The 24,511-nt window shown below is 48.5% G+C and carries 17 protein-coding genes and 1 pseudogene; 11 read left to right on the top strand and 7 right to left on the bottom strand.

What is annotated here, in order from left to right; translation table 11 throughout:
* Nucleotides 1-58: 58 nt before the first annotated feature.
* The 8 genes and pseudogenes from L2713_RS02735 (at nt 59) to L2713_RS02705 (ending at nt 14,318) form a co-directional block, all read left to right on the top strand.
* Nucleotides 59-2,359 (top strand): PfaB family protein, encoded by a 2,301-nt coding sequence (locus tag L2713_RS02735; protein WP_283105194.1) that lies wholly within the window; start codon nt 59-61, stop codon nt 2,357-2,359.
* A gap of 8 nt (nt 2,360-2,367) precedes the next feature.
* Entirely contained in the window at nt 2,368-8,280 is a 5,913-nt protein-coding gene (locus tag L2713_RS02730) for a hotdog fold thioesterase (RefSeq protein ID WP_248966993.1), read from the top strand.
* Between the two features lie 128 nt (nt 8,281-8,408).
* Nucleotides 8,409-10,061: an eicosapentaenoate synthase subunit PfaD gene (pfaD, locus tag L2713_RS02725; RefSeq protein WP_248966836.1), complete on the top strand. Its 1,653-nt coding sequence runs from the start codon at nt 8,409-8,411 to the stop codon at nt 10,059-10,061.
* A gap of 645 nt (nt 10,062-10,706) precedes the next feature.
* Nucleotides 10,707-11,010: pseudogene (locus L2713_RS20570) on the top strand (DUF6572 domain-containing protein).
* 171 nt (nt 11,011-11,181) lie between these two features.
* A complete protein-coding gene (locus L2713_RS02720; protein ID WP_248966835.1) occupies nt 11,182-11,610 on the top strand; it encodes a helix-turn-helix transcriptional regulator in 429 nt (142 codons plus the stop codon).
* 462 nt (nt 11,611-12,072) lie between these two features.
* Nucleotides 12,073-12,249 carry a DUF1328 domain-containing protein gene (locus L2713_RS02715; RefSeq protein ID WP_011626732.1) on the top strand — a complete coding sequence of 59 codons (177 nt, stop codon included), beginning with the start codon at nt 12,073-12,075 and terminating at the stop codon, nt 12,247-12,249.
* Between the two features lie 22 nt (nt 12,250-12,271).
* A complete protein-coding gene (locus tag L2713_RS02710) occupies nt 12,272-12,466 on the top strand; it encodes a hypothetical protein (protein WP_011623423.1) in 195 nt (64 codons plus the stop codon).
* Between the two features lie 154 nt (nt 12,467-12,620).
* On the top strand, nt 12,621-14,318 hold the full coding sequence (locus L2713_RS02705; protein ID WP_248966834.1) for a diacylglycerol kinase family protein: 1,698 nt from the start codon (nt 12,621-12,623) through the stop codon (nt 14,316-14,318).
* A gap of 75 nt (nt 14,319-14,393) precedes the next feature.
* Here the strand turns inward: L2713_RS02705 and L2713_RS02700 are convergent, their stop codons facing one another.
* A complete protein-coding gene (locus tag L2713_RS02700) occupies nt 14,394-15,806 on the bottom strand; it encodes a sigma-54 interaction domain-containing protein (RefSeq protein WP_248966833.1) in 1,413 nt (470 codons plus the stop codon).
* A gap of 253 nt (nt 15,807-16,059) precedes the next feature.
* Between L2713_RS02700 and L2713_RS02695 the strand changes: the two genes are divergently transcribed.
* Nucleotides 16,060-16,536 (top strand): PA2169 family four-helix-bundle protein, encoded by a 477-nt coding sequence (locus L2713_RS02695; RefSeq protein ID WP_248966831.1) that lies wholly within the window; start codon nt 16,060-16,062, stop codon nt 16,534-16,536.
* A gap of 271 nt (nt 16,537-16,807) precedes the next feature.
* The gene (locus tag L2713_RS02690) at nt 16,808-17,356 is read left to right on the top strand and encodes a BON domain-containing protein (protein WP_248966829.1); all 549 of its coding nucleotides are present in this window, start codon (nt 16,808-16,810) and stop codon (nt 17,354-17,356) included.
* Nucleotides 17,357-17,504: 148 nt separating this feature from the next.
* On the opposite strand, the gene L2713_RS02685 is transcribed toward L2713_RS02690, so the two are convergent.
* The 6 genes from L2713_RS02685 to L2713_RS02660 form a co-directional block, all read right to left on the bottom strand.
* Complete coding sequence (locus tag L2713_RS02685; RefSeq protein WP_086902346.1) at nt 17,505-17,921, bottom strand: DUF3224 domain-containing protein; 417 nt, start codon at nt 17,919-17,921, stop codon at nt 17,505-17,507.
* A gap of 124 nt (nt 17,922-18,045) precedes the next feature.
* Nucleotides 18,046-18,855 carry a hypothetical protein gene (locus L2713_RS02680; protein WP_248966827.1) on the bottom strand — a complete coding sequence of 270 codons (810 nt, stop codon included), beginning with the start codon at nt 18,853-18,855 and terminating at the stop codon, nt 18,046-18,048.
* A gap of 165 nt (nt 18,856-19,020) precedes the next feature.
* Complete coding sequence (locus L2713_RS02675) at nt 19,021-19,611, bottom strand: histidine phosphatase family protein (protein ID WP_248966826.1); 591 nt, start codon at nt 19,609-19,611, stop codon at nt 19,021-19,023.
* Nucleotides 19,612-19,680: 69 nt separating this feature from the next.
* Nucleotides 19,681-20,289, bottom strand: coding sequence for a histidine phosphatase family protein (locus L2713_RS02670; protein WP_232015306.1), 609 nt, complete (start codon nt 20,287-20,289; stop codon nt 19,681-19,683).
* A gap of 82 nt (nt 20,290-20,371) precedes the next feature.
* Nucleotides 20,372-21,415 (bottom strand): porin, encoded by a 1,044-nt coding sequence (locus L2713_RS02665; protein ID WP_248966824.1) that lies wholly within the window; start codon nt 21,413-21,415, stop codon nt 20,372-20,374.
* 90 nt (nt 21,416-21,505) lie between these two features.
* Nucleotides 21,506-22,849, bottom strand: a complete 1,344-nt coding sequence (locus L2713_RS02660) for an MFS transporter (RefSeq protein WP_248966823.1) — start codon at nt 22,847-22,849, stop codon at nt 21,506-21,508.
* Between the two features lie 484 nt (nt 22,850-23,333).
* Here L2713_RS02660 and L2713_RS02655 point away from each other — a divergent pair, with 484 nt between their 5' ends.
* Complete coding sequence (locus L2713_RS02655) at nt 23,334-24,488, top strand: ABC transporter substrate-binding protein (protein WP_248966821.1); 1,155 nt, start codon at nt 23,334-23,336, stop codon at nt 24,486-24,488.
* Nucleotides 24,489-24,511: the final 23 nt, after the last annotated feature.

Below are 24,511 nucleotides of genomic sequence, written 5' to 3'. Positions count from 1 at the left end.
CAGTCCGCATCCCAATGCCAAGCCACTGCGAATAGCCGTATGGATTGGTGATGGGTGGATGCAGAGTGTGCTTAACCATGCACCAACCGATGTAAGTAAGCTGCAGCAGTTGATGGCTTGTCGAATTCAGCTCAATGTTGAAGATAAGCCACTGATTAATGAGCCAGCTGATGAGCCTACACTGGTCGCCTTGATCACTGAACAACTCGCCCATATTGCGCAAAAACAACTTGTTGAAATTCGCTTTGAATATCAGCAGCAAGTCCGCAGCCTGTATCTGCTCGATGGGCTGATGGCAGCGCAGTTACACCTGCATGCCGAGGCTTATATTTCAGCATTAGCGCAAATCCAAGCTGAAACAGTCGAAGAAACAAATGCTATCAATACAAATACCGTCGAGCGCTGCTTAAGCAGCGCTTTTAGCTTGGCAAAACGCGATTGTGCTCAAGCGGTTAATGGCTACGCGCAGGCAGGCAATCTTGCCAGTCAGTTGAATGTATTATCTCAAGCGGTTGAGGCGTTAAGTCATCGCAGCCTCAAAGGCATTGAACCAATGCTTGAGGCGACTGATGCAGCGCAACTTGCTGAACAATACGCTGAACAGCGCGCTGAAAAGCCCGTAAAAAACGCGCAGAACGGCTATTGGTTTACCAAGCCCCATCAGGCAAGAGTGTTAAGCCTAAATCTCTTGGGTAATCTCTTGGATAAAGCCCCTCAAGATCAGACAGCCCAGAGCCTTATCTTGACCCAAGGCACTCGACTTATCGCTCAGCCATTACTCAATGCCAACAGGCTGTTTATTCCCATCAGTGGCAACACGCTTGAGTCTTTAACGGTACAGTTATCACAACTGATTGATTCATTAGATTTATCGGCGTGCCTACCTGATACGAACTGGCTCAGCAGCCAAGGCAATGATTGGTTTGAGCGCTATCAAGCAAAGGATAAATTAGCCTTAGTGCTGATAGCTGGCTCAGTTGAAGAGCTAATGCAAGAAGCCAAGGCGATGCGCGCTTATATTGAAAAGACGCAACAGACTCCTGCGCCAGCTCCAGCCCAAACGCCAGCGTCAACGCCATTGGCCAATCTAGCCTTTAAGACCCCAGCGGGCAGTTATTTTACGCCAACACCCCTCGGCGATACGGGCTTAACCTTTGTCTACCCCGGCGTCGGCACGGTTTACCCGAATATGTTCAGCGACTTACACGGCTATTTCCCTGAACTTTATCGCGAGCTTGAACGCGAAGGAGATTTAGCCGCCATGCTGCAGGCCGAGGTGATTTACCAAGGCACAAATAATACGAAAAGCGCAGAAAAAGACGCGGCAGAGATGAGCTTAAGCCAGCTTGCGATTAGCGGTGTTGGCGCCAGTTACCTATTTAGTCGGCTGTTGACTCGAGTCTTTAATATCCGACCGCAACTCGCTCTGGGCTATTCCATGGGTGAAGCGGCCATGTGGGCAAGTTTAGATATCTGGCAAACGCCACATGCCCTGATTCACGCGACTCAAAACAGCGCCATCTTCAATCAGGAGATTTCAGGCCCACTGCTTGCGGTGCGCCGCGATTGGCAGTTGAATGAAGATGCACCGCTAGTATGGAATAGCTTTTTAGTGCGAGCCTCTCGCGCCGAAATTAATGCCCTGCTGAATGATTTTCCACGGGTTTATCTAGCCATCGAACAGGGCGATACCTGTATTCTCGCGGGCTGCGAAGCAAGCTGCTTACAACTCCTTAAAAGGCTGAATAAGCGTGGTATTGCCAGCAATAAAGTCACCGCCATGCATACCCCGCCCTCGCAGTCACAGCACAACGCTATCCAAAGGTTTTATTCCTTGGGCTTAAAGGCGAATGCCTGCGAGACTCAGGTGCGTTTTATTAGCGCAGCGCAGCAAAGCGCCGTCAGTATCGATAGCCAAAGCATTGCCAAGACTATTGCCGACACCTTTTGTGCGCCGCTGAATTTTACCGCGCTGATTAACACCGCGTATCAACAAGGTGCGCGCTTATTTGTCGAGGTGGGCGCCGATCGTCAAACCAGCACACTTATCGATAAAATCGGCCGCCAACTAGAGTTGGGCGCCGATGGCGTTCAAACACAGGAACAACCGATATTAGCCATGGCATGCAATGCCAAGGGCAGCGATACGATCACCAGTTTACTCAAGTGCTTAGCTCAACTTATCAGCCATAGAGTGCCACTCTCCCTTGCGCCGCTTATGCCGCAATCGGCAGCTCAGTCAGCCACTCCTGTTGCAGATAAGATTGCAGATAAGACTGCAGCGAAAACGATAGCACCACATTCAGCCAGCGCATTAGGCCATTATTCAAACGTATTCCAAGAAGGAGAACCCCTTTGAGTTCTCAAATGCATACTCACCCGACTCTGCAAGACAGCGCCGCTGTGCCAAACGACCAGCGCCAAAGCTCAAAGGCGATGCCAAAGATTGCCATCGTCGGCCTTGCCGTTCAGTATCCCGATGCCGACACACCGGAGCAGTTTTGGCAAAATCTGCTGGATAAAAAAGATTCCCGCAGCCAAATCGATGCGGCCAAACTCAATGCCAATCCAGCAGATTACCAAGGCGTTCAAGGCCAAGCCGACCGTTTTTATTGCGACAAGGGCGGCTATATCCGCAACTTTCGTTTTGACCCACAGGGTTATCAGTTGCCGCCGACGGCCTTTGACGGACTCGATGAAAGCTTTTTATGGGCATTAGATTGCAGTAAAAAAGCCCTGCTGGATGCGGGCGTGGATTTAACGGCACCATTACTTGAGCGCACAGGGATTGTAATGGGCACCCTGTCGTTCCCGATCGCAAGCTCTAATGAACTGTTTTTACCGATTTACCATCAAGCGGTTGAAAAGGCATTAAAAACCAAGCTTAATCAACCCGAATTTGCTCTCGCGCCCTTCGCCAATGCGTCGATGGCGGGCACGCAACAGGCCGCCAATGGCGCCATCGCCCACACGGCGTCTAAATTGTTAAGTGATGCCCTCGGCCTTGGCGGCGCGCAGCTCAGCCTCGATGCCGCCTGCGCCAGCTCTGTCTATGCCCTCAAATTGGCCTGCGATTATTTAACCACGGGCAAGGCAGATATGATGCTCGCGGGCGCCGTATCGGGCGCCGATCCCTTCTTTATCAATATGGGATTCTCGATTTTCCACGCCTATCCAGACCATGGGATTTCGGCGCCTTTTGATAGCAATAGCAAAGGCTTATTCGCGGGCGAAGGCGCTGGCGTATTAGTGCTTAAGCGTTTAGAGGATGCCGAGCGCGATGGCGATAATATTTATGCCGTGGTCAGTGGTATTGGCTTATCCAACGATGGCAAAGGCCAATTTGTCTTAAGCCCCAACAGTAAGGGCCAAGTGCAAGCCTTCGAGCGCGCCTATGCCGCCGCCAACACCCACCCGAGCAATATCGAAGTGATTGAATGCCATGCCACCGGCACACCGCTGGGGGATAAGGTTGAACTCACTTCGATGGAGCGTTTTTTCGAAAATAAACTCGGCGGCACTAAAGCGCCGCTGATAGGTTCGGCTAAATCCAACCTTGGGCATTTGCTCACCGCCGCCGGCATGCCTGGGATCATGAAAATGATCTTCGCTATGCGCTCAGGCCAGCTACCGGCGAGTATCAACCTCAAGACGCCGATTTCATCACCTAAGGGATTGTTTAGCGGTGATAATATCCCCACTCAACTGCAGTCTTGGCCCGATAAAACAAGCAACGATCGTCGCCATGCGGGGGTATCTGTATTTGGTTTTGGTGGCTGTAATGCCCATCTGTTGTTGGAATCCTATCAACCAACAACTCACAGCGCCGAGAAGCAAGCCAACAAACCTATTTATCAGCAGCAAGCATTAACCGTTATCGGTATGGCGTCGCACTTTGGGCCTTTGGCCTCGATCAATGCACTGGATAAAGCGCTATTAAACCAAAAAGATGCCTTTATCCCGCTGCCACCTAACCGCTGGAAAGGCTTAGATAAACACCCCGATATCCTTAAGCATTTTGGCCTAAATCGCGCGCCTAAAGGCGCCTATATTGAGCAGTTTGATTTTGACTTTTTACGCTTTAAAGTGCCGCCTAATGAGGATGACAGGCTCATATCCCAGCAATTGTTGCTGATCAAAGTCGCCGACGAAGCGATTCGCGATGCCAAGTTAACCGCGGGCAGCAAGGTCGCGGTGTTAGTGGCGATGGAAACCGAGCTTGAGCTGCACCAATTCCGTGGCCGGGTGAATTTGCACACCCAACTTGCAGATAGCTTAAAGCAGCAAGGCGTTCACCTCTCCAATGATGAATACCTTGCCCTCGAAGCCATCGCCATGGACAGCGTGCTCGATGCCGCCAAGCTCAATCAATACACCAGCTTTATTGGCAATATTATGGCGTCGCGCATCGCCTCGCTGTGGGACTTTAATGGCCCAGCGTTTACCATTTCAGCCGCCGAGCAATCGGTCGCTCGCTGTATCGATGTAGCGCAAAACCTACTGTCCCAAGAGGCCCTCGATGGCATCGTGATTGCCGCCGTGGATTTAAGCGGCAGTGTTGAACAGGTTATATTGAAAAACGCTCAAATCGCCGTTGATCTCGATGCCGACAGCTCGAATCCACAGTGGAAGGTGGGTGAAGGTGCGGGCGCTATCGTGCTGACAAACCAGCAAGCGAGCAACAGTCAACAAGCGAGTAACAGTTCTCAAAAGGGCTACGGCCAAATTCGTGCTCAAGCATTTGGCACACATCATCAGCTGCCCAAGCTGCTTGATTCGCTGATAACCGAAACGGCTATCGCCAATCCTTCAGTGCCCGCTGCCATCCATATGGTTGAGCAATGTATTGCCCCAGAAGAGCAACTGCCAGCGGAGCGGCTATTAACTCAGCTTAATCTTATGGGGACGCCATGCAATCGAGTCGCCAATACCCTTGGGCATAACTTTGCCGCGGCGGGTATGGCCAGTCTTTTGAGTGCCCTGTTAAGCCTAAAAAACGGGTCTGAGGGTTCGGATAAAAACGCCGATAAACAGGCATTAGTGTTTACCCAAAGCCAAGGAGTGAGCTCACTGCTGCTGTTAAGCCAAACGGTAACGCAGGCGGAACAACTAGAACTGCGCCTTGAGCAGGACTTAACCTTAAGTGAGCAAAAACATTTAATCAAACCAGTCACGCTCGGTGGCCGCGATATCTATCAACATATTGTGGATACGCCATTGCCCGCACTTGCCGCCATCCAAGGCAAAATGCGCCAGTTGCAGCCTGTCGCACCACAGGCGACACAAACTGTAGCCACAGTGCGCGCTGCACTTGATACCACGGCTGAAAACGCCACCCCATTTGCCACACCAATAGCAGTAGAGAGCGGTATGTCATCTAACGCACCACACCAATATTCGGCGGCGCCCTTGGCGCAGGATAGGGCGTCGCAGGATAGCGCGGCACTGTTACAAAACCAGCAATTGGCCCGCGAGGCGCACTTAGCCTTTTTACAGAGCCGTGAGCAAGGGCTCAAACTGGCCGATACGCTGTTAAAAGCGCAATTGTCCCAGACGACACAAATGGGGTCTGTTGCCACCAGCGCCAATGCCGCTCCCATTGCGGCGCAGCAAGCTGTATCAGTCCCAGAATTAAAACGAGAGTTAAAACCAGATCACGCGAATGTCGCACCCTATACGCCACCCATTCCTGCGGCTAAGCCCTGCATTTGGAACTATCAAGATCTAGTGGAATATGCCGAGGGCGACATTGCCAAGGTCTTTGGCGCCGATTACGCCATTATCGATAGCTACGCCCGCCGCGTGCGCCTGCCAACCTCGGATTATCTGCTGGTCTCGCGGGTGACTAAGCTCAACGCGCAAATGAACCGCTATCAGCCGAGCACTATGACCACAGAGTACGACATTCCCGTGGATGCGCCCTTCTTGGTCGATGGCCAAATTCCGTGGGCGGTGGCGGTCGAATCGGGTCAGTGCGATTTAATGCTCATCAGCTACTTAGGTATCGATTTTGAAAACAAAGGCGAGCGCGTCTATCGCTTGCTCGACTGCACCCTCACCTTCCTTGGGGATCTGCCCCGCGGCGGTGACACCCTACGCTACGATATCTCCATCAACCACTTTGCCCGTAATGGCGATACCCTGTTGTTTTTCTTCTCCTACGAATGCTTCGTGGGCGATAAGCTGATCCTAAAAATGGACGGCGGCTGCGCGGGATTCTTTACCGATAAAGAACTGGCTGATGGCAAAGGGGTGATCCGCACCGAGGCCGAAATTAAGCTGCGCGAGCAAGCACAAATTGCACTGGCCAATGAATATGCCCGAAACGGCAATAAGCCACGCTTCACGCCGCTACTTAACTGCGCGCAAACGGCCTTTAGCTACGGGCAAATCCACCGTCTACTGAGCGCCGACATTGGTGGCTGTTTCGGCGGCGAACATGCAGCCCATCAAGCAAAGTTTGGTCTCCAGCCTTCACTGTGCTTCGCCTCGGAAAAATTCCTGATGATCGAGCAAGTCAGCAGGCTCGACGTGCATGGCGGCGCATGGGGCTTAGGCTTGATAGAAGGTCACAAACAATTAGCCCCCGACCATTGGTATTTCCCTTGCCATTTCAAGGGCGACCAAGTGATGGCAGGCTCCCTCATGGCCGAAGGGTGTGGTCAGTTACTGCAATTCTTTATGCTTCATATTGGTATGCACCTTGGGGTGACTAACGGTCGTTTCCAACCCCTTGAAAACGCATCGCAAAAAGTGCGCTGCCGCGGTCAAGTATTGCCACAATCTGGCACGCTCACCTATCGCATGGAAGTCACCGAAATTGGCTTGAGCCCTCGCCTCTATGCCAAGGCGAATATCGATATCCTGCTCAATGGCAAAGTGGTGGTGGATTTCCAAAACCTCGGGGTGATGATTAAAGAAGAAGCGGATTGCACTCGCTATTCGCACAGCGGTTTTTCGCAGAGTCATTCTTCACAAGGCAATGATTCGCAAGCTGCAAATATCTACAATCAAGCGGAACAAGCGCCACTGATGGCGCAAATCCCAGATGTTTCAGCTCCCGTGAATAAAGGCGTTGTGCCGCTTAAGCATGTAAGCGCGCCGATTGCGCCAGCAGGCTCTAAGTACGCCAATCGCGTGCCCGACACCCTGCCGTTTACGCCTTATCATTTGTTTGAGTTTGCCACCGGCGATATTGAAAACTGCTTCGGCCCCGATTTTAGTATTTACCGTGGCTTAATCCCGCCGCGCACGCCCTGCGGCGATCTGCAACTCACCACCCGCGTAGTAGCCATTGAGGGCAAACGTGGCGAACTGAAAAAGCCATCCTCCTGTATTGCCGAGTATGAAGTGCCCAGCAACGCGTGGTATTACGCTAAAAACAGCCATCCGAGTGTGATGCCTTACTCTGTGCTGATGGAAATCTCATTGCAGCCCAATGGCTTTATCTCAGGTTATATGGGCACTACCTTAGGCTTCCCGGGGCAGGAATTATTCTTCCGCAACCTCGACGGCAGTGGCAAGTTACTGCGCGAAGTGGATTTACGCGGTAAAACCATAGTCAATGATTCGCGCCTGCTGTCCACTGTGATTGCTGGCAGCAATATCATTCAAAACTTTAGTTTCGAACTGAGCTGCGATGGCGAGCCCTTCTACCGCGGTAATGCGGTTTTCGGTTACTTTAAGGCCGATGTGCTTAAAAACCAGTTGGGTATCGACAACGGTAAAATCACCCAAGCCTGGCACCTTGAACGCGGTATTAAAGCCGACAGCCAAATCAATCTGTTAGATAAAAACGGCCGCAGTTTCGTGGCGCCGCAGGGCAAACCACACTACCGCCTCGCGGGTGGGCAGCTGAACTTTATCGACAAGGCCGAAATTGTAAAAACTGGCGGTAAGAAGGGACTGGGATACTTGTACGCCGAGCGCACTATTGACCCAAGCGATTGGTTCTTCCAGTTCCATTTCCATCAGGATCCTGTGATGCCAGGCTCACTCGGCGTCGAGGCGATTATCGAATTACTGCAAACCTATGCCATAGACCAAGACCTAGGCGCAGGCTTCAATAATCCGAAATTTGGCCAAATTCTGTCAGAAATTAAATGGAAGTATCGCGGTCAAATTAATCCATTAAACAAACAGATGTCGCTGGATGTGCATATCACCAGCATTGAAGATAAAAACGGAAAACGCATCATCAAAGGCGATGCAAACCTGAGTAAGGATGGCCTGCGCATTTATGAGGTAACCGATATCGCAATCTGCATCGAAGAGGCATAGCGCTAGCGCCTAACTTGCGGCATTAGCCAAAGTTAGCTTAAACAGTACACAACAGCCGCAGTGCAAGGGAATAACCCCACTGCGGCAAACAAATTCAGGCCCCAAACACCTAAAAGTGAATAGCCCAAATGACGAATACCACACTCGATAATAATAAGCTCAGTCCTTGGCCATGGCAGGTTGATGAAGCCGCCATCAGTTTCGATATCGATTCCCTTGGCAAAAAACTTAAAGATCTCAATCAAGCCTGTTACTTAGTCAATCATGCCGAAAAAGGCCTAGGCATAGCCCAAAGCGCCGAGGTGGTGGGTCTTGCTGAAGCTCAACCTAGCAATGGCTTACACAAAAGCAATGGTTTGCATCCTGTGAGCGCCTTCGCCCCCGCCCTTGGCATCCAAAGCTTGGGTGACAGTAATTTTCGCCGTGTGCATGGGGTGAAATACGCCTACTACGCGGGCGCCATGGCCAACGGCATCGCCTCGGAAGAGTTAGTTATCGCTCTTGGTCAAGCGGGCATTCTGTGTTCCTTTGGCGCGGCAGGATTAATTCCGTCGCGCGTTGAAGCCGCGATTAAACGCATTCAAACGGCATTGCCCAATGGCCCCTACGCCTTTAACCTCATTCACAGCCCGAGCGAGCCAGCGCTTGAGCGTGGCAGTGTCGAACTCTTCCTCAAGCATCAAGTGCGTACGGTTGAGGCCTCGGCCTTCTTGGGCTTAACGCCGCAAATCGTTTATTACCGCGCCGCAGGCCTGAGCCGTGATGCCAACGGCGAGATTGTGATTAGCAACAAAGTGATTGCTAAAATCAGCCGTACCGAGGTGGCGACCAAGTTTATGGAGCCCGCCCCCGTTAAGATGCTGCAGCAATTAGTGAACGAAGGGCTTATCAGCGAAGATCAAATGCTGATGGCGCAATCTGTCCCAATGGCCGATGACATTACCGCCGAAGCCGACTCAGGCGGCCACACCGACAATCGCCCTCTGGTCACGTTATTACCGACCATTTTGGCGCTAAAAGATACCATTCAAGCCAAGTACCAGTACAAAACGCCGATCCGTGTGGGCGCAGGTGGTGGGATCGGCACGCCCGATGCGGCGCTGGCGACCTTTAATATGGGCGCAGCCTTTATTGTCACTGGCTCAATCAACCAAGCCTGTGTTGAGGCGGGAGCGAGCGAACATACCCGTAAGTTACTCGCCACCACTGAAATGGCCGATGTAACTATGGCGCCCGCCGCCGATATGTTCGAAATGGGCGTTAAGTTACAAGTGGTTAAGCGCGGCACCCTATTCCCGATGCGCGCCAATAAACTCTACGAAATTTACACCCGCTACGACTCGATTGAGGCGATTCCAGCAGAGGAAAGACAAAAGCTGGAAGAGCAAGTGTTTCGCGCCTCATTAGATGAGATTTGGGCAGGCACTGTGGCGCACTTTAATGAGCGCGATCCTAAGCAAATTGAACGCGCGCTGGATAATCCAAAACGTAAAATGGCACTGATTTTCCGCTGGTATTTGGGTCTTTCGAGCCGCTGGTCAAACACAGGTGAAGTTGGCCGCGAAATGGATTACCAAATCTGGGCTGGCCCCGCCCTCGGCGCCTTTAATGCTTGGGCCAAAGGCAGTTATTTAGATGATTATCGCGAGCGCAATGCAGTGGATTTGGCAAAACATTTAATGCAGGGCGCAGCCTACCAAGCACGGATTAACCTGTTGTTATCCCAAGGGGTAAGTATTCCAGTCAGCCTACAACGCTGGAAACCACTGCAACGCTGCTAATTCGCTTTGGGAAACCTTATCGAGCGGGTTAAGTGAACACTTAACCCGCTTTTTTTTGGGGGGTAAATTGGGGGTTTCATTTTTGGCTCTATTACGGGTTTAGTTCCGCTCGGCATTGTCGCTTTCAATCAATCGAATAAATAATGCCAAAAGCCGATTGGAGTTCTGTTTCCGCTCCGCATTGTCACTTCAGTGGCACGCCGTAAACCCATCCTTGGGGGCTCAACGGAAAAATCCATTTTTCCAATGGCCCACTCTTGTCACAGAACGTAGCGCGACAATGCTCGCCTGCAACACTGATCTACAATCAATCCAATACATGAGGCAAGATTTAAAATTGGGTGGGAGACGTTGATAAATGCAATCGTCCCAAAACTTTATATAAAGCATGGTTTGTTAATAAGGATTTTTATCATTCAAAAGTATCGTTTTGCACATTATTTCAAATAATCCTTATTATCGAGCCTTAATATTCAATACATTACAAACAATTCGTTATACAAAACCCGAAGAACTGAACCGATGCACCGGCTCTGATAGAAATGAATCACAACTAAAAATAAACACTAAAATCATAATCTTGAGCTTTACCACTTCAAATTATTGAAGGTGAGATTTGCCGCAATCCATTAGAGTTGAATATCTATGAGCATAGAAGATCAAGATTCAATTGACGCCATTGGAATAGATAATGAAGGTGTCGTCGTGCTAACCATCTCAGATCATTTGGAATGGGATGATAAGCATCTCTTGCTCCTTCAATATCTACTTGGCTTTTCTCGAGTCTGGCGAGGTATTTGAAAGCTATCCAGATTCACGTGGGAGAGGGTTTAAAATTAATATTATGTGCAAGTATGAGCCAACAACATTAGCAACGCGGTTCCTATCACAATGCACAGACATCATTAATCAATTAGGATTTCAGTTTGATTATAAGGTTTTCACTTAGCCAAACAGTATCACCTTAGCCTAGCGCAGAAAACCGCATGTTTTCCCGCTGTTGGCGGCGTAAAACGGCTTGGCGGGTTACTGTCGTAACTTTGACGTAAGGTTGTCATAACTAAAATCATGGGTTCTATATGATGATTCGCCTACTGCAATCATTATTAGGAACTAGAAAATGGAACAAATGATAAACAAAGAATTAGTGAAAAAGCTTCGAAGCGAACGTTCTTGGTCCCAAGATCAACTCGCCACAATCTCAGGACTGAGCATTCGTACTATTCAGAGAGTAGAGAGTGAAGGCTCTGGCTCCTTAGAATCCAAAAGAGCGCTAGCGGCAGCTTTTGATATTAACGTTAGTAATCTGGATATTAATAGCACCGCAGACAGCACCTTAGCATCCAGTCATCGAGGTTGTAAGTTTGGGCTAGCTGGTGCAACTGTGGGGATTTTGAGCGCCTATATTGGAATATCTATGTCTTTTGTATCTGGGAATATTACGTCCGCTGAAGCAGGAATTCATTATGGAAGTCTTAGTGCGCTCTATGGTATTTCCTGTGCAGTTATTATCGTAATGTCTAACAGATATCATTCAAACGCGACTTGATAGGACACATCACAGCTGCATTGCGACTGTTGGCGTTAGCGCAGATGCAAGAGCTAAGAACTTTCCGCAAGGTACTGTCAGTCGTATTCTCAATTTTGCAATCGATACCTTAATCTAAGCCGATACTCAAAAGGTATCGGCTTTTTTATGCTGTTCTCGCAAATATCACACTGCAACTCTTACCGAATCGCAGGTAAAAATTGCCTATCTCGCTTATATCAGCCAATACTCCCGCCAATACAGCATTTAATAATTACGCTAAAAATCAGTAGATTAGCTAAAAATATCAAAGTTGGCATTAAGCTCGCAATATCCCCTTTGTGAGTTTATTGCGGGATTGAGTGATAACGGGATGTAAGAAGTAATCTAGCTAATTCAACTCACCCAGCAACTAGCTCGCTCGACGTAAACATGCAGAGTGAAAGAAGACAGAAAAACCGAAATAAGACAAAGGAGGTGGCTATGTTAGGTTGGACCTTAATGTTTCTGGTTGTGGCCATTATCGCCGGACTGTTTGGATTTACGGGGATCGCTGGCGCCGCAGCGGGGATCGCAAAGATTATTTTCTTCCTATTTATTGTATTACTTGTGATTTCCCTGCTGGTCAACGCCCTTAAGGGCAAGGCACCACGCGCTTAAATTGGATAAAAGGAGAATCGATATGAAACCTATGACCATGATTACCACTGCATTTTTAGCCTTATTATTAACCTTTGGACTGTCAGCCTGTAGCGACAACCACGCCGAGGACGCAGGCGAAAAAATCGATGAAGCCATCACTGATACCGGCAATGCGATTGAAGATGCCTGTGAAGAACTGAAAGAAGGCGTTAAAGCGAAAGATACCCGCTGCTAGAACGGATGACGGCAAGTAGTGAGTCCCGCATACGAGCCCATCAGGGGAACCACAGTTCAATTGAGTACCACCGAACCACTTTATCGTGACAGCTATTGGTCACGATAAAGTGGGTTTCCCTGAGGCTCGCCGCTTATCAATGGAGGAGATGCCAATGCTGAGTAGGATCCACATTAAGTATTTCTACCTGTTCGGAGCGCTGTTATTTGGCTATTTCGCCGTAACGGGGCACTCCCCTATTCTCACCTTTATTTGGGCATGGAGCAGCCTATCCCTCGCCCTTGTCGGCTCGGCCTATTGGTTTAATCTCGCCAGTATTTTTAGAAAACGTCAGGATGGATCCATCCCTTGGTATATCCGTTGGGGCTTTATTCCATTTTTATTAGGATGCCGACTCTATAATCTCTGGGCGCGGCGCCGCGATAGCGTGCCTTCAATGCAAGCCATTGATAAATATCTGTACTTGGGTAGCCGCTTAAGCGCTGCCGATTTACCTAAACTGAATCGTTATGGCATTACCGCTATTTTAGATGTCACCGCCGAATTCGACGGCCTCGATGTGTCCCTGTATGAGGATCATATCGACTATCTGAATATCCCTATTCTTGACCACAGCGTGCCAACTAGCGCCCAATTAAATCAGGCGATTAACTGGTTACACCGTCAAGTACGCGCCCAAAAGCGGGTATTAATCCACTGTGCGCTCGGCCGCGGGCGCTCCGTAATGGTGCTGGCCGCTTATCTTGTATGCCGCCGTCCCGAACTCAGTTTTGCGGAGGTGCTGCAACAGATTAAAAGCATTCGTAAAACCGCTAGGTTAAATCGCTGGCAACTTAAAGCGCTGGAGCAGATGTACACTCAAGGGGAAATCAAACTGCATAAGCGAGCCTGGATTATCGCCAATCCCGTCTCTGGCGCGGGAAAATGGCAGAGCCATGGCGAACAAATTTGCACTGAACTGAAACGCTATTTTGAAGTGCAGTTAGCGCTCACCACGCCAGAGATTAGCGCCCAAACCCAAGCGAAAAAAGCACGGCTTCAGGGCGCCGATATCATCATCGCTTGCGGTGGCGATGGCACAGTCACAGAGGTCGCGGCGGAGATTATCGACACCGATATCACCTTAGGCATTATCCCGTTAGGCACCACCAATGCCCTGTCACACGCCCTCTTTGGTTTAAGCAGTAAGCTCAATGCTGTCTCCCAAGCCCTTGATAATATTATCCAAGGTCAGACTCAGACCATAGACACGGCGCGTTGCAATGAGCGGCTGGTGTTGCTGCTGGTCGGCATTGGGTTTGAGCAGCAAATGATTGAGTCGGCGAGCCGCGAGCGTAAAAATGCTCTCGGCCAACTCGCCTACCTCGATGGTTTGTGGCGCGCAGTGAATACTGACACCAACCTCGAGTTGCAGCTGACTTTAGATGACCAAGCCCCAATGACAGTGCAAACCCACAGCCTAGTGGTTGCCAATGCCGCACCTTTTACCAGCTTACTCGCCCAAGGTAAGGGCGAACCCAATATGACCGACGGCTTGTTGGATATCACTTGGTTAGATTCAAATAATGAGCCGAATGAACAGCTTATCAGTCTGGCTGAACTGGCTTTTACCGGCTGGATTAAAGAGGCCGCCAATAGCGACTCTGCGCCCTCGGCCAACACGGGTAAAGTGAAACATGCCCACGCGAAAAAGGTGAAGATCAGCAGTCAGCCCCCATGCAAGTATGTGATTGATGGCGAGATTTGTGAGCCGGAGCAACTCAATATCGATATCCTGCCCGCCTCTTTGAAGGTGTTTGTGCCCTATCAAGCGCAAAATGCTGAACAGCAATCAGAGCCCAAAATAAGCTAACACTTTTAGAATCAACTCTGAATCAAAAGCTGAATCAATGCATTAGCTTATTTTCGGGCATTTAAAGGTAGATGGCTACTTGGCGACGCTATTGCTAGCGGAATCTTCACTAAGGGTATCAGCAACAACGGTTTGAGCGTCTGACTCCTGCTCATATTTACTGAGCTTGTTATAGAGGGTTTTAACGCTGATCCCAAGCTGCTCGGCGGTGTCGGTCTTATTGCCCTGACTCGTTTCAAGCGCTTGGTAAATGGCGATTTTTTCCAGCTCCTCAAGGCGCATACCTTGGGGGATCACGACATTTTCCTCTGCAGTCGCCTCCTTATCCAAACTGGGCGTAAGCTGTAAATGCTCAGGGGTAATCTCATGGTCCGCCAGAATATAAGCGCGCTCGATAGCATGCTTTAACTCGCGCACATTCCCCGGCCAAGCGTGGGCCGCAATCGCCTCTAAACTTGAGGGCGAGAACACTTTACTCTGTTTTTCCGCCGCATTGCGATAGGCCAGAAAATGCTTCGCAAGTCCGACAATATCTTCCCCACGCTCCCGCAATGGCGGCACTTGAATGGGGAAATGCGCTAAGCGAAAGTACAAATCTTCCCGCAGTTGTCCTTGCTCAATCGCCACTAAAGGATCGCGGTTTGTCGCCGCCACAATACGCACATTGGCCTTGAGCACCTTAGGGCTGCCGACGGGGCGATATTCATTATTTTCCAGCACTCTTAACAGCTTAACTTGATGCTCTAGGGGCATTTCGGTGACTTCATCGAGGAATAAGGTGCCGCCTTCGGCCTGCTCAAATACCCCTTGATGATCACGATTCGCGCCGGTAAAAGAACCTTTTACATGGCCGAAGAGTTCACTATCAACTAATTCTGGGCTCAAGGCGCCGCAGTTAATCGCAATATAGGGCTTATTCACCCGCGGGCTAGCTAAGTGAATGGTATTGGCGACCAGCTCTTTACCCGCGCCACTCTCGCCGATAATCAACACATTGCTCTCGGCGGCCGACACCCGGCGGATAGTGCGATACAAGCGGTGCATAGGTAACGAGGAGCCCACCAGCAGACCATATTGGTCTAATTCGCTGGCAAAGGGGCGAATACGCGTCGAAGTATTCGCAACCAGATGCTGGGCAAAATCCGCTAAGGTTTCGCACAGCAACGACATGTCGATGGGCTTACGGAAATGGTAGCCCGCGTATTTAGACAAGAGTTTATCGAGGTGAGGATTCGGTAGGCCATCGGAGAGGAAAATAAACTCCACATCCGCAATGGCGCTGGACTCGAGTAAGGCTAAGTAATCCTCACGGCTTAGACGGGGCAGCTCAATGATCGCCACATCGATACGATTGGCCTCCAGCTGACTAATCCAAGATAAATCATCGGTACTGCGTAGCTTGTTGTAGGTCTGCGCGCCCTCGAGCTGCACTAATGCCTGCTCGGTCTCGAAGTCCTGTAGATGATAGAAAAGCGTTGGTCGGATCATCTTGTGCCACTCCCTGTGAATGAAGCACCACTGTATGCCAGCCGTGAAATTTTAACAATCTCAACGGTAAGAGTTGCCGATAATAAGCGAGGCACTGGCGACAATGGATAAATATTATCAGTTAAATCAAGTTATTAAATTATCATTAAAAAGTGAACGAAATATGCATAGAAGCTGAATGAAACTGAAATTTCCATAAAATGTTGGGCAATCCGTGTCGGCGGAGCAGCCCAAACTACCACAGGAGGTCTTTATGACGTCTAATGTTGCGCAACATCAGACCGAGTTGAGCGCCGATATTAAGCTGGTTAATGAGTTAATCGAGCTGACCCAAACTGGCGTGGATTTTTATACTCGGGCCAATACCACTGTCGATGACTACAGCCTAAAACGCATTTTTATTGCCCAAATCAAGACGTATCAAGGGATGCTGGCGCGATTTAGGCAACTGCTCGCCCAAACATTACAACAAATGGGCCCGCACATAGGCCCGCACTCAGTGCCGTCGTCGCAGACTCGGCCCTATGCCGATGTCGATGCTTTACTTATTAAACAACAACTCGCCGATGCCCTCGCCGTGCTCTGCGAGCTTGAGCGTCAGCGCCTTAATCACCTCAAACAGTTAATTAAAAAGGCCTATCACCCAAGGTTAATCAGCCAATTGGCCGAGGATATTGCCTGGCTACAAATCCATTTAGATACCCTACACCTGCGTAGCCAAGCCCTGTAAGGCAGCAATGCCAGCCAATAACGCGGCCAACTGAGCCGCGTTTTTGTTGCCTGCGATCTATTTGAGCTTAACGCCTATCCCACTTAAGCCAAACCGCTTAATCACCCTCGGTAATATTTACATTTTGTCGGTAAAAAGCGCCGAGCTTGCTTTTGGATTTAACAGCCGAAACGAGCCAAAAATAAATATAATCAGTTTAAAATCAATCATATAAAAACATTGGCACGATTCGCGCTTTAGTTACTTCGAGATAACAACGGAGGATATCATTATGAAAAACACGACAACTTTAGCTTTAACCACCTTACTTGTCGGTTCTATCAGTTTAAATGTGGCCGCCGCACAGGATTGGAAAGACGATGCCAAAGATGCTTGGCTAGATGGCAAGGCCGAAACGACTTTGTTGCTCAATACTAACCTCAACTCCTTTGACATTATGACCGACGTGAAAAACGGCCATGTCACCTTAACCGGTCAAGTGGAGAGCAGTGTCGATAAGGCGCTCGCCGCTGAGCTCATCAAAAGCTTAGATGGGGTAAAAGGGGTCGATAACAAGTTAACCGTGATGAAACAAGACGAAGGCACCAATGAGGTGGTGAAGACCTTAACCGACTCTAAGGTCGCAACGGTCGTAAAAACCCGTCTGTTGTTCTCGACCGACGTATCGGGCACCCAAATTAACGTCGACGTTGCCGATGGCGTAGTGACCTTACAGGGTGAAGTGGCTAGCGATGCCGAGCGTCAATTAGCCCTGACCATTGCTAAAAATACCGATGATGTGAAAAAGGTCGTCGATAAAATCAAAGTCAAAACCTCATAATGGTCCTGACATTCAGCCCTTGCTAATTCAGCTCTTGATAACTCAGCTGTTGGTAACTCAGCTGTTGGTATTAGTCACTCGGGCAAAAACCACAAAACCAGCTTCGGCTGGTTTTGTTTTATCGGCGCGATGTTATGTTCATCATGCCTTAGGCTTCGGCTTCCTGTTCGAGGCAGAAGCTAAATTCATAAAAATGTTGGCCATTTTCGATGCTTATCGCCATAGTGCCATATAACCCAACGAGTTCACCCGCGCCAGAATGGGGGACAACCTCAAGGTGTAAACGGTTTTGCCCATCGGTCATAATGCCAAAATGTTGCAGCACAAAACTGCCCTGTCTGCCGCACAGCTTACCCACGACTTGCTCTATCGCCACGTAACCTGCCGAGCCTTTTACTGCCGTCATGGCACTGAGCATTTCACCTTGGCTGCGGGCTTCTAGCTCACCATAAAAGCTTTTATCTAAGGTCATTCTGCCCAAGTTCACGCCACCCACACCTGTGGCATAGGCACTCTCGGGATTGAGCTTAACATCAAATTTGCCCGTGACTTTGGTCATTTCCATGACTCGCTCCTTGTTTTAATTTTATGCTTTATGCCAAAACCTAAGCTTTCCCAGCCGCTAGGTGAAATAAATACCTCAGCCGTAGCTGAGGTAAAATTAACTTAGCATAAGCCCAGATATAAACCTAATGCAGTGCTTTGATTTCCGACTCACTTACACCGACTTCAAGGGTGTTCGCCACGTTAGGCTCCTCTGCCATAGGTTGGCCCGCCGCCCTGTCGCGGTAGGTAATGGCGACTTTATATGGCGCCTCAAAGGGATACACAGGCTCGATATTATCGACTTCGATGCGATCGCCAATAAATACACTGCCTAAGTGCACTAATCGATTTTGAGCATAATCTAAGCTAAACAAGCCAAGGTACCAAAATACCCCCGAACCTTGATTCGTGACGATATAAGGTGCCACAAAGGGCATGGTTTGCTGCTTAGGATCGTCCTGTAATGGCGCATCACTTTGGGTATCAGGCTCTAATGCTGGGTCAAAATTAAGCGGCGTAATCCGCATATAATCCAGCAATACCCTGCCCTTTTCATCACCTTGTTGATAATCCCCCAGCGCAAATTCCGTTTGTTTGATTTTAATAAAGTGCGTCAAGACCACTGGCAGTTGGCTATCGGGCAGCTTTACTTCAAAGGGATTGGCCGTATTCAAACTAAAGAGTTTCAGCATCACCTCGGAGGCATTCGCCACCGGTTTGACCTCACTTGGCACCACAGATTCGATGGCATCTTCGCTGGAAGATAATGCCGCCTCTTTGGCTTTTGCCTTCGCATCGGCCTGTGCCATGGCCTCATCGTATTGCAGCACTTGACCATCTTCCATGACCATGTAGATATCATCATTGGTCATGTTAAAACGATAAATGCCCGCGGCAAGAATACTGAGCACAAGGACAGTCGCCGCTATCGTTAATTTAACAAACATACTCATCCGCTCCCCCAATGCGCTTTAAACGCGCTTTTTACCTAACTCAAGCTCTGTGAATGTCGGAGCAGTATTACAGATACTGAGTCAAAGCGGAGCGGGAAAAGTGTAAAAAAATAACACTATTTGGCAATTTGTCAGGTTAAGTTCAGCTAATCTTGCCCGCTCCACTCATAGGCACTGAATTTTGGTCACCTTGCCATCTTCAAGCTTAAAAAAGGCGTCCTGCGGCATCTCCTGCGACCACAGCGCCTGATAATCCAGATTAGCGTAAATCCCGCGGAACACTGCGCCAGACAAGGCATGGGATACGATGATCACTCGCTCGGGCACGGTCGGATCCTGCAACCAATCTTGAATGCGCTCACTGATACTGGCGAACGTCTCCGCATTCGGCGCATAGGTATACCAATCGGCCAGCGCATTTAACTCAGGCTGGTTTTGTTTGATTTGGGGCACGCGCTGCTGCTCCCAATCCCCGAGACCAAGCTCCTTTAAACGCTCATCTTTTTGTAGACGTTCAACGGGAAAGCCGATTTGTTGGCAAATGATTTCGGCGGTTTGCACCGCTCGTCCTAAGGGGCTCACATAAAATGCCCAGTCCTGCGGCTCTTGAACATACTCACTCAATACATAACCCACAGTTTTCGCCTGTAACTCACCGAGTTCGGTGAGCGGCGAATTGCAATGTCCCTGCAAACGTAGCTCTGCATTAAACTGTGTTTGCCCATGGCGTAATAAATAAATCGTTTTACTAGTCAATGTAATAACCTAAAAATCAGATAAATGATGTCAATGCGTATTTTGCCAATGCCGAATGTTACCAATGCCTTAGGCAACACTTTGGCATTGATAGTGGGAGATATCGTTATTGAGGATCAAATGGCATCCCTTGGCATCGGAATGTAAGATGCTCAAACTGGCTGGACGGATGGAATTCCACTTAGTTTCAACGTTTTGCTCGCTTAAGAAATGGTTCGTTAATAACTTCACCATCAGGGGTTCCATCACAATAAGCACATTGCCTTTGTATAAGGCACCGATATTTTCGACAATCTCTAACAGGCGTTTTTCGACTATTTTCAATTGCGCATGGATGGAAGAACAAAAGCCGCGGGATTGCGCCATCATAGTATAAATACACAGGGATAAATCAAAGCATTCGCCGTTAATGTCAAAGTCGGACTTAAAATCGGCTAGGGCTAATCGTTTGATTACAGAGATAGCGCGCTTTCTATTTCTGTTTAAGATTTCAGCCGTCTCCATCGATAAGGGTGAAGAACAGGCATACACCATCTCAAAACGTGTGTCCCTTAAGGAGTGGGCCAGCATATTCACATGCACCTCCCCGAGACTGGACAAGGTTGCCTGAGAAGGTACTGACGGTTGGAATGCTTCTACTGCTGCGTCTCCCTGACTAATTAAATATAGATTGGCCAATTTAATCACCTCTACTGCGCCATTAAGTTGGAAAGTGAGCCGAGTGCCTATTTGCTAACACACTCGGCTTGAGTTGAAACGCTTAAAAAACGTAACGAACACCGACTGTGAAGACCTTATCGTCGCCAATGTCTTGGGTAATGCCAGACATTTGATACTCACCCTCATACATAGCGTAATGGGTGTATACACGGGTCGATTTGGTCAATTTTTTCTCTGCGCCAAGGGTAAATTGGCTAATGTCCACATCTGTTATCTGCTCATTTGGGCCAACGAGTTTAGAAAAATAACCGCCCAAACCCGCGTTGTCTTGGCCAAACTCGGCCTTTAATGTGGTGCCCCAGAGGTCGTAGGTGGCGTTAATGAAATAGGAGTTACCCTCCATATTGGAAAATTTTAAGCTTTCGGTATGTTGAAAAATCCCGCCCAGTTTCATGTCGCCAAGCTTAACTTGGGTCACAAACCGATAGGCATCGATATTGGCGATCCCTTTATTGATGGCGGCGGCAACATAATAAGGCGCCTTTTTAAGATCTTTATCCCCAAGCGTGGTACTTAGGGCATACAGCTCATTATCGGCGCCATAGTTATCCTGTAATAAATAAGTTGCGTTGATATCCATCAGGCCGAATAACTTAGGCGAGTAATACCAAATACCATCGGCGCTACGCGTCTGCCCTGAGACCAATTGATTAATATCCGCATTGGTCGTTCCAAAAATATCGACTTTGCCTTCGGCGGTTTTGAAAACCGTATCATTGCGCCCGACAAGCAAGGTGCCGTAGGCCGTTTCAACGCCAAGGTAAGTATTTCTCGCCGAGAATACCTTGCTGGAATCGTTCGCCCGATTAGAGGTGTTGTTAACGCCAAACTCCATCTTGTAGATGACATTAATGCCATCACTGAGTGCCGATTTGCCCTTAACGCCAATATTGGAAGAATTGTTTTCAAGATAGGTGCCGCTTTCCCCCACATCAACGCCACTGGTACCGCTATAAACGGTTGAACCTAATTCGGAATGGGTCACGGATAAATCCAGACGACCATAGACTGCAGGAGACTCATCGGCCATCACAGGTAATGAAGACACTGCAAGCACTGAAGCGGTTAATATGACTTTTTTCATCGTGTTTCTCTTACTTAGTTTGAGATTAATGATTGAGAAGAAACGCTTTTAAAGAGGTCATGGTGATTAGCCATGACCTCGTCAGGCTAATCAATCAACGACAGTGACTTTTTTCGCGCGCCATACCGAAGCGGCCAGCACAATCGAGAGCACGGAAGTACCAATCCAGAAATATTGCGCATTACCGAAGTCATAATGCTTAACACCAGCCACTTCAGTAACCAGGATTAATTTAGAAGAAACAATCTCTTGTATAGAGGCTGCGAGATAAGAGAACAGTCCGATAAAGCCTTTAACCGCACCAACAGCGTTTTTAGGCATTAAGTCACAGGCCGTTAAACCCGCGAGGAACACCACCAGACCACCGATAGAGAAGCCGATTAAACCTAGGCCGAAGGCATCCATCATGCGGCTATCAGAACCCCAGAATAACAAGCTCATACCTATGATATTGGCTAGACCGTATAAGAAGGTCGGAATGTGACGGTTAGCGTTGAAGATTTTGTCTGAAATCACCCCAGATAGGATGGCACCGAAGAATCCCGCGATGGGGTAAGAAGACATAGCCACACCCGCGTCGATCAGGGAATAGTGCTTCTCTGACTGCAGGTACAACACGGCCCATGAACTCATGGCATAACGTGATGAGTACATCGCCGCACAGGCTAAGGCGATAATCCAAACCACAGGTTGTCTTAATACAAAGAATTGCGCCTTACGAATAGCGACTGGATCATGGCCTTTTACTGATTCGGGTTCTTCGCCATATGCCGTTGCTGGATCGGGTAAACCGTAGGTACGTGGGCGGTCTTTTAACAGGACTAACATACAGGCTGCGGCGGCAAATGCGGCAATACCCGCGCCGACAAAACCTATCTTCCAACCGAAGAAACTGACTAATGATGCCGTTAAAATCCAGCTGATGGCTTCACCAATGTTACGTGAACCGCCCCAAATGGAGTACACACTGCCCCGCTGTTTGGGCGAATACCATTGGAAAATCGATACACATGAGGGCGCAGAGCCCACGGATTGAAACCAGCCGTTCATCCCCCACAGGATCACGAAGAATAAACCGGCAACGCCCATCCCCATGGCCATACAGGTAATGGAGGAGAGCATGAGCGACACAGACATAAAGCGGCCAATGTTGGCATAGTCCGCTAAGAAACCGTTGGAAAACTTACCTATGGCATAGGTAAAGAAGAATGCAGAGCCCATTAAGCCCAATTCTTCAATGGTCACTATACCCGAGTCGAGCATAGGTTTTTTCACCACACTCAACGCCATACGCACTACATAAAACATGGCATAGCCGAACACTAAGCCAATAAAAACTTGCCACTGGTATTTTTTATAAATCGAACGAATTTTTTCGGGCGTTTCGTCCATAATTGGTCGGTCGGCACCGGTTTGGAAGAATTTTTTTATCATAGCTTGCTCCAAAAGTTGGAAGTCTAGTTAGCCAAAAAATAACGATGCACATACCAAAACCCGATGTAACATCATTTTCACAGACACACTAATACCCAGTCAGACTTGCAACAAATTGGTAAAAACGGGTTAGTTTTGACACAAACTCGTCCTTAGAAAGCTAATTCCTATGTGTTAGTACAAAGCGAAATCGATAAAGATGACTTAAGCTATTTCAAACCCCAAAAAATCGAGTCAAATTTGACTCAACCATCGCAAAGTAAGAATTTAAAAATTTAAAAAATATGCGAGTTGAGTCACCAATTAAGGTGTGAAAGGTATGAGTGACATTAAAGTGGCGACAAAAAATCCACGACAGAAAATAAAAATTAACATCTCAAGGTCACTATTATTGCTGTGCGCTAGCCTCTGCTTAAGCGTATTTGTTCATTCCGTCAGAGCGGCCGAACCTATAGTGGTATTAACCACATTTTCTGAAGAACCTATGGGAGCATTGTTTGAAGAATTCAAACAGTTAAATCCCGATATTCCCATTCAAGTGGTATACCGCCGCACCGGCCCTGCCCTAAAGTGGGTACAGCAATCATCAATCAATCCGGTTGATATGATCATTTCCTCCAGTCCAACCTTCTTCCATGACTTAGATAATGAGGGACTGATTGTCGCCCCCTCAGAGCAGTACGAGATGCCAGCTTGGTTAACTGTGCATGATTTAACAAAGAGCAATAAAACCATTGCGTTAGGTTACTCAGGCATCACCATCATGTATAACCAGCGCTACCTGGAGAAAAACAACTTACCCATACCCCACACCTGGAAAGACCTGGCGGCAGCACAATTCTCTGGGCATATCATGATGAGCACCCCTAACAATTCGGGCACCACACACATGATGGTCGAAGGGGTATTGCAGCAAAAAGGTTGGCAACAGGGCTGGGCCTTACTACGTGAAGTGGGCGGCAATTTGGCCTCAGTCTCGGCCAGAAGCTTTGGGGTGAGTGAATCTATCTCCCGCGGACTCGTGGGGGCTGGGGTGGTGATTGATAGCTATGCGATTGATGCTAAAAATAAATTTCCCTTCACCGATTTTAACTATTTACCCAATACGGTGATTTTACCGACCTATATTTCAGTCACTCCCCGCGGCCGAAATAAAGCCAATGTTACGAAGCTAATTCAATATTTTCTCTCTAACAATGGTCAAACCCTGATCAGCTCCAGCGCCATTGCTAAACACTCACTCACGGATGCTAGCCTAGCGCAAAGCTCCCACCCCGTGATTAATGAAGACCTATTATTTAATCGGGCAACCATTATTAATGCCTTATTTGATCAAGTCATTACCTATCAATTACCTAAACTGCAGCTCGCCTGGAAATTGATCCATCAGGCAGAAGCCACAAATAATATTTCGCCAGATGAGCAAAATATCATCAAGCAAGCGCGGCAATTAGCCAGCGCGGTGCCAATTAATGAAGCGGAATCATTACAGTTACAACATCAATTTATTCGGCAGGCGAATGAATATAAACACGCCACCGAAATAGAACAAATAATGTACCAATGGCGTAAAGAAAGTGAATCACAATTAGACCAAGCCATTAGTTTAATGAATAGCCTAGCGTCCCAAAAACGATGAAAACGAATTACTTTAAAATACCC

It is taken from the genome of Shewanella seohaensis, from assembly GCF_023283775.1.
GTDB lineage: Bacteria > Pseudomonadota > Gammaproteobacteria > Enterobacterales > Shewanellaceae > Shewanella > Shewanella seohaensis.
This window is presented reverse-complemented; position numbering and strand designations above follow the sequence as displayed.